Below are 7,688 nucleotides of genomic sequence, written 5' to 3'. Positions count from 1 at the left end.
GCCGTGGTGGCGGCGCATGGTGGTCAGGACGGCGGTGCGGGCCGGGCGGCCGTCGAACAGCTCACCGCCGGCCGCCCCGCCCGCACCGCCGTCCTGACCACCATGCGCCGCCACCACGGCGGCACGGCCGACGTCGCCACCGCCCTCGGCCGCGCCTACACCGCCGGCCTGGAGCCGTTCGGCGGCCTGCCCCGCCACGCCGCGGCGAGCGTCCCCGGATACCCGCTGCGCCCCGAGCGCCACTGGACCGACGCCCGCCCCCGCGGCTCCGGCGCCGCCCGCGGCTTCGACGCCCCCCTGCTGCCCGCCCCCGGCGAGGAGGACGCCCGGCACGGCGCGCTGGAACTCTCCCTCGGCAACCCGCCCTGGCTGGAGGACCACCGCGTGCACGGCACGGCCGTGCTGCCCGCCGCCGGGATGCTCGCCGTCGCCGTCAACACGGCCCGCTCGCTGCCCGGTTCCCCCGTGCGCAGGCTGGAGAAGGTGAGCTTCGCCAAGGAGATCGCCGTCACCGACGAGATCACCCGCCTCACCGCCGAATGGCGCGGCGGCGCGGACGGCGGCACCTTCCGGCTGCTCTCCCTGCCCGCAGGTGCGGCCGGCTGGCAGGAGAACGCCGTGGCGCGCGCCGCCGCCCGGCCCGGCCCGCGGCCCGCCCCCGCCTTCCCCGGCTGGCAAGGCGCCCTCGAACCCCAGGACACCGCCGCGTTCTACCGCGACTGGGCCGCGCGCGGCCTCGAGTACGGGCCCGCGTTCCAGGGGATCGGCACCCTCGTCGTCGACCCCGACGGCGGCCGCGCCGTCGGCGAGGTCGTCCTCGCCGACCGGCTGCGCGCGGGCAACCGCACCCACGCGCTGCACCCCGCCCTGTGGGACGGCGCCCTCCAGGTCTGCCTGTCGCTCTGCGCGGACCTCGCCCCGGGCGCCGCCGTGGTCCCCACGGCCGTCGAGCGCATCGAACTCCCCGGCGAGCCCGGCGAACCCGCCACCCGCATCTGGTCCCACGCCGTGCGCCGGGCCGAGGGCGTCTTCGACATCGAGATCTTCGACGCCGCCGAGCGGCCGCTGCTCGTCATGGAAGGACTGACCCTCACCCCGCTCCCCGGCGCGGGCGCCGGCACCGGGACCGACGCCGAACGTCTCCACCGCATCGAGTGGACCGACGTCACCGCTCCCCGCCCGGCACCCGCGGAGACCGGCAACTGGCTGGTCACCGCCGCCGTGCCCGCCGACGGCCCGCAGGACTCCGCGCGCACCGGCCCGGCCGCCGTGCCCGCCCGCCTCGCGGCCGCGCTGGCCGCCGCCGGGGCCACGGTCACCCGCACCGCCGGAGCCGTCCTGCCCGACGGCGGTGACCTCCCGGGGCACGTCGCGTTCGTCGCCCCGGACGCGACGGACGGCGAGGACGCGCAGCGCCGGGGCCTCACCCGCCTCGCGGCCCTGGCCCGTGCCTGCTCCGACCTGCCCGTACCGCCCCGGCTCACCGTCGTCACCGGCCGGGCCCAGGCCACCGGCGCCGACGACGCGCCCGACCCCGGAGCCGCGCTCTACTGGGGCTTCACCCGTGTCCTCCGGCGCGAACACCCCGAACTGCTCGCCCGCGTGGTCGACGTGGACCCGGCCGACGACGGCGCCGACTGGGCCGCCGAACTCGTCGAGGACACCGCGGAGGACCAGGTCGCGCTGCGCGCCGGCCGCCGGTTCGCCGCCCGGCTGACCCGCGGCGCCGCGGACGCGGAGAGCGGCGCGCTGCCCGTCCCCCGTGCCGGACGCCAGCCGTTCCGCGCCGCGGCCCGCCGTCCCGGCGCCCGGGAGGCGGTCGAGTTCCTGCCGCTCGCCCGCCGCGCCCCGGGGCCCGGCGAGATCGAGATCGAGGTCCTCGCCGTCGCCCTCGACCACGGCGACGCCCAGCGCGTCTTCGGCCCCCCGGCGGGCGTCGCCGGAGCCCTGCCGCTCGGCTCCGGGTGCGCGGGACGGGTTGTCGCCGCGGGCCCCGGCGTCACCGCGTTCACCCCCGGCGACCGGGTCGCGGCGTGCGCCGCCGGCACCTTCGCCAGCCATGTCACCGTACGGGCGGAGCACGCCGTGCCCGTCCCGGACACCCTCGGCGACGCCGAGGCGGCCGCCCTGCCGCTGCCGATGGGCGCGGCCTGGTACGCGCTGTCGGACCTGGGACGCCTGGAACCGGGCGAGACCGTGCTGATCGACCTGCCGCCCCAGGTCGCCGTGCGGGCCGCCGTCGAGCAGGTCGCCCGGGTGCTGGGCGCCCGGATCGTCACCACCTCCGCCGCCCCCGGCCAGGACGCCGCCGACCTCGTCGTCGACCCCGCCGACCCGGCCTGGACCGACGCCGTGCGGGCCGCCACCGGCGGCCGGGGCGTCGACCTCGTCCTCGCCTCCCCGGCCGGACGGCCCGGCGACGGACGGCTGGACGCCGTCGCCGACGGCGGCCGGTACATCACCTTCGGCGGCACCGGCGGCCGGGCGCTCGGCGCCGAGGCGTACAGCCGGGGTCTCACCCTGTCGGCGGTCCACCTCCCCGCCCTGCTCGGGCCCCGCTCCCGCCGCTTCGCCGCGGCCCTGGCCTCGGCCTGGCGCCTGCTCGCCGACGGCAAGCTCGACCCCCTGCCGGTGCGGACCCGGCCCATGGCCGACGCCGTCGCCGCACTGCGCGAGAGCGTCGAGGCGGCAGCGGGCGGCGTCCGCACCGTGCTCGTCGACGCGGCGGACGTCACCGGCGTGACGGCGCTGCCGCTGTCCGGCGGACGCTTCCGCCCGGACGGCACGTATCTGCTCACCGGCGGCCTCGGCGCCCTCGGACTGAGCCTCGCCGAGTACCTGGCCGCACACGGCGCCGGCTGCCTGGTCCTGCTCGGCCGGTCCGCGCCGGGGCCGGACGCCGCCGCCCGCGTCGAGGCCCTGCGGGCCGCCGGGACCCAGGTCACCACCGAGCGGTGCGACGCCGCCGACCCGGACGCGGTGCGCGCCGTGCTGGCCCGCGTCCGTGAGCAGCTGCCGCCGCTGCGCGGCGTGGTGCACGCCGCCGGACTGCTGGAGGACGCCACCGTCCGCAACCTGACGGAGGAGCAGGTGAGCCGGGTGCTCGCGCCCAAGACCGCCGGCGCCCGCAACCTCGACGAGGCCACCGAGGGCGACCCCCTCGACCTCTTCGTGCTCTTCTCCTCCGCCGCCGCCCTCGTCGGCAACGCCGGCCAGGCCGCCTACGCGGCCGCCAACTCCTACCTCGACGCCCTCGCCGAGGCCCGCCGCCGCCGCGGCCGCCCCGCCCTCAGCGTCCAGTGGGGCCCCTTCACCGGGACCGGCCTCGCCGCGAGCGAGGAGCAGCGCGGCGCACGGCTGGAGGAACGCGGCATGGGCGGCTTCCCGCCCGAGGACGCCTGGCCCGCCCTGCTGCGCATGCTGGAGCGGGACGAGCCGGTGACCGGCTACGTGCCGATCGCCCTGCGCCGCTGGTTCGACGCCTACCCCGACACCGCCGCGCTCGGCAGCTGGGAGCGCCTGCACGCCGCCGCACGCGACGACGGCGCGTCCGCCGGCGGCGGGGACTTCCTCGCCCGGCTGCTCGCCACCCCGGCCGGCGACCGCCCGGCCGTCGCCGAGGAGGAGGTCCGCCGGCTCGCCGGACGGGTGCTCCGCCTCGGCGCCGAGGGCGTCGGACGCGAGGTGCCGTTCAAGGAACTCGGCCTGGACTCCCTCATGGGCCTGGAACTGCGCAACCGGCTGGAGGCCGCCTTCGGGCTCCGCCTGTCGCCCACGCTCCTGTGGTCCTACGGCACCGCGGCGGCCCTCGCCGCCGCCCTGTGCGAGCGCCTGCCCGACCCGGCGGCCGCCGACTGATCCCGCCTGTGCCCGGCCCCCAGCCAGTCACCCACGACGCCCCGTCGTACGACCGCGAGGAATACCGACACATGGAAGAGACCGCTGCACCCGCCGGAACCGGGCAGACACCGCTCACCCGGGCGCTCGCCACGATCCGCACCCTGCGCCGGCGCATCGAGGAACAGGAGAGCAGCGGGCCGATCGCCGTCATCGGCGTCGGCCTGCGCCTGCCCGGTGGCATCGACGGCCTCGACGGGTACTGGGAGGCGCTGACCGCCGGACGGGACCTGGTCCGCCCCGTCCCCGCGCACCGCAAGGAGCCGTTCGCCGCGGAGTGGGACACCCTGCCCCAGCGCGGCGGGTTCCTGGACGACGTGCTCGGCTTCGACGCCGCCTTCTTCGGCATCAGCCCCCGGGAGGCGCGCCACCTCGACCCCCAGCAGCGGATGCTGCTGGAGGTCGCCTGGGAGGCGATGGAGAACGCCGGACTGCCCGCCGGGAAGCTGTCCGGCACCCAGACCGGCATGTACCTCGGCATCATGTGGCAGGACTACCGCGACTGGCTCGCCGGAGCGCCCGACGCCTACTGGACCACCGGCAACGGGCACAACTTCGCCGCGGGCCGCGTCGCCCACGCGCTCGGCCTCAACGGGCCCGCGATGGCCGTCGACACGGCCTGCTCCTCCTCGCTGGTCGCCGTCCACCTCGCGGCGCAGGCCCTGCGGCGCGGGGACTGCGAGGTGGCGTTCGCCGCCGGCACCAACCTCATCCTGTCGCCGCGCTCCATGCGCCTGGTGCAGGAGACGCGCTCCCTGGCGCCCGACGGCCTGTGCAAGGCGTTCGACGCCCGCGCCAACGGCTTCGTCCGCGGCGAGGGCTGCGGAGTCGTCGTCCTCAAGCGCCTCGACCACGCGCTGCGCGACGGCGACCGGGTGCACGGCGTCATCCACGGCACCGCCGTCAACCAGGACGGCCGTTCGGGCGGCTTCACCGCCCCCAACGTGCTCTCCCAGGTGGCCCTGATCGAACGGGCGCTCGCGGACGCCGGCCTGGAGCCCGCCGACATCGGCTACGTGGAGGCACACGGCACCGGGACCTCGCTCGGCGACCCCATCGAGATGGAGGCGCTGGCCACCGCGCTCGGCAGGGTCAACGGCGGCGCCCCGCTCGCCGTCGGGGCCGCGAAGAGCAACTTCGGGCACCTGGAGGCCACCGCCGGCGTCGCGGGACTGGTGAAGGCGATGCTCTGCGTCGGGCACCGCCAGGCGCCGCCCGTGGTGCACTTCCGCACGCTCAACCCCCGGATCGACCTCTCCGGCACCGCGATCACCGTGCCGGACACCCTGACCGACCTGCCCAGGAACGCCGGACGTCACGCGGGCGTCAGCTCGTTCGGCATGAGCGGCACCAACGCGCACATCGTCCTCGGCCCCCCCGGCGAAGGGACGCCCCGGGACGAACCCGCGCCCGCGGTGGCCGGGTTCGAGATCTCCGCGAAGACCCCCGAGGCCCTGCGCGCCCTCGCGGGCCGGTACGCGGAGCACCTGGCCGGCCTCGCCCCCGCGTCCTACGCCGCCTTCGCCTACTCGGCGGGGGAGGGCCGCACCGCCCACGAATTCCGTGCCCGGATCGCCTCCACCGCCCCCGAGGACGCGGTCCGCGCCCTGCGCGCCCTCGCGGCCGGCGGCCCCCTCCGGAGCCCTGCGGACGCCTCCCCGCTCCCGGCCCTGCCCCGCGCCGTCATCGACCTCCCCTCCTACCCCTGGGAACGCCTCCGCTTCGCCCCGGAGACCCTCCCGGGCCCCGCCGTGCCGACAGGGGGCGCGAGCCGCTCCGCCGCGGCGGCCGTCAGCACTGCGGCCCCCGCCGCCGGTTCGGACGGGGTGGCCGGTGCCCCGGCCGGGGCCGCCCCCGCCGCCTCGCCCGCGCCCGGCGGCAGCTCCGCCGCCTCGCCCGCGCCCGACGGCGGCCTGCCGGTGGCGCATGTCACCCGGTGGGTGGCCGCGCCGCAGGGTGACGCGACGCCCGGGGCGGACGCCGGGGACGCACTCGTCCTCGCGGGCGACGACCCCGAGCTCCTCACGGAGCTCCTCCGCGAGGCGGCCGCCCGGGGGGTGCGGGGGACCCTGCTCACCCCCGTACCCCCCGGCACGGCGGCGGACGGCTGGATCACCGCAGGACTGCCGGAAGGGCCCGACGCCTGGCGGCGGTTCTGGGCGGAACGCTCCGGCGACGCGCCCACCGCGCTCGTCCTCGCGCTGCGGGGCGCCCCGCTGCCCGAGGACCCGGACGCGGCCGACGCCGGCCGGGCCGTCACCGACGGGGCGGCGCTCGCCTCCGCCGTGACCGCGGCGGCCGTGGCGGCGGGGGACCGCTGCCGCGTCCACGCGGTCACCCGCGCCGCCGTGCGCACCGCCGACGGGGACCGCGCCGCGGCCACCGCGCACGGCCTGCTGCACGGGCTCGGCCCGGTGCTCGGGCTCGAACTGGGCTCCGCCTGGGGCGGCGTCGTCGACCTGCCCGCCGAGCCCGGTCCGGGCGACACCCGCGCGCTGCTCGGCTTCGTCCTGGCGCGGCCGGCGGCCCCCGGCACCGAGGACGTCGCGGCCGTGCGCGACGGACGGATCCTCGTCCCCCGGCTGACGGGGGTGGCGGAGGAGCCCGCGGACCTCACCGTCCGCGCCGACGCCACCTACCTCGTCACCGGCGGCCTCGGCGCCGTCGGCCGTGAACTCGTCGCCGACCTGGTCCGGCGCGGAGCGCGCAACCTGCTGCTCATCGGCCGCCGCGCCGAGGACGAACTCGCGCCCGAGGCGGCCGGGTTCCTCGCCTCCCTGCGCCGTGACACCGACCGCGTCGTCTACCGCGGCGGCGGCTGCGACACCCCCGACGCCCTGACGCGCGCCCGTGCGGCGCTCGACGGCATGCCGCCCGTGCGCGGGGTGCTGCACGCGGCGGGCACCGTCTCCTACACCCCCGCCGCCCTCACCGGCGCCGAGGAGTTCGCGGACGCGCTCGGCGGCAAGGCCGCGGGCGCCTGGTGGCTCCATCTGGCGAGCCGGGACTGGCCGCTGGACTTCTTCGTGCTGGTCTCCTCGGTCTCCGCGGTGTGGGGCACCCAGGACTGCGCGGCCTACTCCGCCGCCAACGGCGCCCTCGACCTGCTGGCCGCACACCGGGTCTCGCTCGGGCTGCCCGCGGTGAGCATCGCGTACGGCCCCTGGGCGCTCGGCGACGACGGCATGGCCGACGCCGGACTGCGCGACCGCGCGGCCCGGATGGGCATCGGCACCCTCGACGCGGCCCGTGGCCGCGCGGCCCTGACCGGCCGCGCCCCGGGCGCCGACGGCCGGCTCGTGGCCTGCCCGCTCGACATGGCACGGCTGCGCCAGGTGATGACCGGGCTCCGCCCGCGCGGACTGTTCGCCCCCGACGCGGCGCCTGCCGGCGACCGCGCAGGGCAGGACGGCGCCGGGGCGGCCGGCGGCCCGTTCGCCGACCTGACCCCGGCCGAGCGTCCGGCCGCCGCCCGGGCCCGGGTCCGCGAGCTCCTCGCCGACCAGCTCGGCCACGCCGACGCCGCAGCCGTCCGGGACGACGTCGGCTTCTTCGACCTCGGCCTGGACTCGATCATGGCCGTCGACCTGACCGTGCGGCTCTCCGCGGAGTTCGGCACGAGCGTGCAGGTGCCGGACGTCTTCGACCACCCCACGGTCACCGAACTCGCCGCCTTCCTGCTCGCCGCACCCGCCGCGGCACCCGCGACGACCCCCGCCCCGGCGCCGTCCTGCCCTGCGCGGTCGCCGGCAGGCGCCGCGTCGGGGGCGAACAGTCCGCGCGGGCGGAGC

The 7,688-nt window shown here is 78.7% G+C and carries 2 protein-coding genes; both read left to right on the top strand.

Features of this window, described 5'->3' with window-relative positions:
- On the top strand, positions 1-3,858 hold a 3,858-nt coding region (locus EAO77_RS37485), incomplete at its 5' end, for an SDR family NAD(P)-dependent oxidoreductase (RefSeq protein WP_147992729.1).
- Between the two features lie 71 nt (positions 3,859-3,929).
- The coding region (locus tag EAO77_RS37480; protein ID WP_147992728.1) for a beta-ketoacyl synthase N-terminal-like domain-containing protein at positions 3,930-7,688 on the top strand (3,759 nt) is incomplete at its 3' end.

The sequence above is a fragment of the Streptomyces sp. T39 genome, assembly GCF_008042045.1.
Taxonomy (GTDB): Bacteria; Actinomycetota; Actinomycetes; order Streptomycetales; family Streptomycetaceae; genus Streptomyces.
This window is presented reverse-complemented; position numbering and strand designations above follow the sequence as displayed.